Below are 2,843 nucleotides of genomic sequence, written 5' to 3'. Positions count from 1 at the left end.
TTCCCACATACCGCCCTTTGATTGGGCTATAGCCAAGCGGTAAGGCAACGGTTTTTGGTGCCGTCATGCGCTGGTTCGAATCCAGCTAGCCCAGTAGTAACATTATGTTGTTACTAAAAAATAATAGTAACAATGCCGTTGTGGCGGAATTGGCAGACGCGCTGGACTCAAAATCCAGTTCCTTCACGGGAGTGTGGGTTCGACCCCCACCGACGGCATAAAAATAGGGCAAGCGATAGTGATATGGCTTGCTCTTTTTGGCTCTTTGTCAACGCGTATTATAGCTCCATCTATGTTGCCAGTTTGTATGCCTAGTTATCCGCCTGTGAATCATCCAAGATATCAAGCTACAGGGGGACTTATAAATCATGTTGAGCATCCAATGGCTTAAATCATTAATTTTCATATTTATAACTATGCCTGGAGCTTTTATTTATATAGTAAAAGAAATTCCTGTATTTAAATATAAAAGTCTAGGAGAAATCTATTTATATATATTGTTTATTTTTGATTTAATATTAGGTTTTGTTTTTCAAAAATATTTTGGAATAGTCTTCATGGGATTAGTAGTAGTAGGTACTGGAGTACCATTGGTATGTGAACTTAATATTTGGAAATTTAATGATACTTATCGAAAAATAGTTCGAATAATCGTAAATAATAAATCGTTATTTTTGTTTCCAATTTTGGAGGAAGTGCATTTTAGATGGATACTATTTACTGTTGGACAAACACTTAGCATAACAATATTTGCTTTTATATTGATTTCTGGGCTTTCATATGGAATCGCCCATATTCCATACCTAGGTATTAAGAGTCTCTATAAAATAATACAAGGATTAATATTAGCCACTTTATTTGTTTATGTAGGGTTAACAATGGTGGTATTATGTCATATTAGTTTCAATACATTTGTTTATATTTATCGTTTGCAATATAAAGGATAAAATGAAAGGTAGCATAGCATGGGAATTATACTAAATGGATTATCATATAAAAATATTTTAGATGATATATCTTTCTCACTAAGTGAAGGTGATATTGTTGCATTAATTGGTGCAAATGGTGCAGGTAAAACCACACTATTGAAAAATATAATGGGTTTAGCTGTTCCTTCAAGTGGCACAGTTAATTTAGAAAATTCTAGAATAGCTGCTGTATTTCAAGAGAATATTTTGGATGAAGAACTTTCTGTTCAACAAAATTTTAAGTTTCGAATTAAAGATAAGTCAAAATATATATTTTCCATGAAAAAGTTAGAAGAATTTGGAATAAGCCCCAAAGCCTTATATTCAGAACTTTCAGGTGGGCAAAAACGGATCGTTAATTACTTACGTGCTATATCTGTGAATCCTAATCTTTTAATTTTAGATGAACTTACAGCTGGTATAGATGTTGATATTAGACAGGACATCTGGCGAGACTTAAATGATTATTTAGAGAAAAACAAAAGTGGTGTTATATTTACAACACATCAATTAGACGAAATGGACAATGCTAATAAAGTTTTGTTTTTAGAAGATGGCAAAGTTAAATACTTTGGAAGTATGTTTAATTTTATTAAGCGTATGCCTAAAGTAAAATTATTGTCAAAAAATTTAAAAGATGCACAATATTTTGATTCGTCTGAAAAAGCCGTTGAATTTGTACAAAAAAGTGGTTTTCAAAAAGATAATTTTGAAATTATGAAGACAACATATACAGATTTGTTTCAAAATATGGAAGCGAGGGATTAGGATGTATCTTAATTTTATTAAAAGGAATATCCAAATTTACCTTAAGGATAAGACTGGTATTTTTTTCTCATTATTAGGTATGCTCATTAGTTTAATTATTTATGTTTTTTTCTTGCGAAGTAACCTGATTAGCTCTTTATCAGGCATTGGTCATGTAAATAAACTTGTTGATATTTGGATGATTGCAGGGTTAATTAGTATTGTTTCAATGACGACTCCCCTAAATGCCTTTGGGCAGAAATTAGAAGATAAAAAGAATAATAGACTCAATGACTTTGTAGTGAATAATAATTTTAGTCTGGCATCTCTAGATACATTATATGTAATAACAGCAATAATTGAGGGTGTGTTTTCAACAATTATATTTATGTTCATTTGCTTTGGCTATTTGTATATGCAATATAAAGAGTCTTTGTTTAACTCTGATGTATTGGTAGTTATTTTTTATAGTATGTTGTTGATTATATTTTCTAGTTTATTATTTTCTTTAATTACTTCGTGGTTAACATCAACATCTAGTTTTTCTTCGCTATCAGCTATAGTAGGTACATTAGCTGGATTTTTCTCTGGAACATACATTGTGTATGGTGATCTTCCAAATTTTATGCAACAAGTATTGGATGTTTGGCCTGGTTTTCAAATTGCTGCCACTATTCGAAATAAGATGTTAGGATTAACAGGTGTAAATGTTCCAAAAAATGTCTTAGATTCACTAGGAGTTGTTTCTAATTCTGAAACGGCAATTTTGATTACGCTAATAGCAATGGCTATATGTGTTGTATTTAGTTTTTTAATTATTATGATGAGTAAAAAAAAATAGCTGGTTTGTTAGGAATTGTCTATGCAATTCTTAATAATTTTATGGTGGCATAGCCAAGCAGTAAGGCAGAGGTCTGCAAAAACTTTATCGTCAGTTCGAATTTGATTGTTACCTTTATTTTTTGAAATATATGAACTTATATGATAATCATATAAGTTCATATTGGAGAATTTCAAACTATACCAATTCTAATTTACATAATCTACCTTACTAGAAGTTGTTGTTATACCGCGGTTAAATCGACTTAGTGAAATTGGGGCACTTCACAAACTTTTTCTATGCCTATT

The 2,843-nt window shown here is 31.1% G+C and carries 3 protein-coding genes and 3 tRNA genes; all 6 read left to right on the top strand.

Annotated features, from left to right (window positions below):
- Window positions 1–22 precede the first annotated feature (22 nt).
- The 6 genes from JOC59_RS09140 to JOC59_RS09115 all read left to right on the top strand — a co-directional run bounded on the left by JOC59_RS09140 (window position 23) and on the right by JOC59_RS09115 (window position 2,670).
- Window positions 23–94, top strand: a tRNA-Gln gene (locus JOC59_RS09140).
- Between the two features lie 40 nt (window positions 95–134).
- Window positions 135–218, top strand: a tRNA-Leu gene (locus JOC59_RS09135).
- A gap of 150 nt (window positions 219–368) precedes the next feature.
- Window positions 369–947 carry a CPBP family glutamic-type intramembrane protease gene (locus JOC59_RS09130; protein ID WP_205144437.1) on the top strand — a complete coding sequence of 193 codons (579 nt, stop codon included), beginning with the start codon at window positions 369–371 and terminating at the stop codon, window positions 945–947.
- Between the two features lie 18 nt (window positions 948–965).
- Window positions 966–1,736, top strand: coding sequence for an ATP-binding cassette domain-containing protein (locus JOC59_RS09125; RefSeq protein ID WP_168722768.1), 771 nt, complete (start codon window positions 966–968; stop codon window positions 1,734–1,736).
- 1 nt (window position 1,737) lies between these two features.
- Window positions 1,738–2,556 (top strand): ABC transporter permease, encoded by an 819-nt coding sequence (locus JOC59_RS09120; RefSeq protein WP_205144436.1) that lies wholly within the window; start codon window positions 1,738–1,740, stop codon window positions 2,554–2,556.
- Between the two features lie 43 nt (window positions 2,557–2,599).
- Window positions 2,600–2,670, top strand: a tRNA-Cys gene (locus JOC59_RS09115).
- Window positions 2,671–2,843: the final 173 nt, after the last annotated feature.

Source organism: Periweissella beninensis (assembly GCF_016908275.1).
Lineage (GTDB): Bacteria > Bacillota > Bacilli > Lactobacillales > Lactobacillaceae > Periweissella > Periweissella beninensis.
This window is presented reverse-complemented; position numbering and strand designations above follow the sequence as displayed.

What these genes read in the sequence shown, in the direction of transcription:
- JOC59_RS09130 (WP_205144437.1), top strand. Translation starts at nt 369, where the DNA reads ATGTTGAGCATCCAATGGCTTAAATCATTAATTTTCATATTTATAACT.
- JOC59_RS09125 (WP_168722768.1), top strand. Translation starts at nt 966, where the DNA reads ATGGGAATTATACTAAATGGATTATCATATAAAAATATTTTAGATGAT.
- JOC59_RS09120 (WP_205144436.1), top strand. Translation starts at nt 1,738, where the DNA reads ATGTATCTTAATTTTATTAAAAGGAATATCCAAATTTACCTTAAGGAT.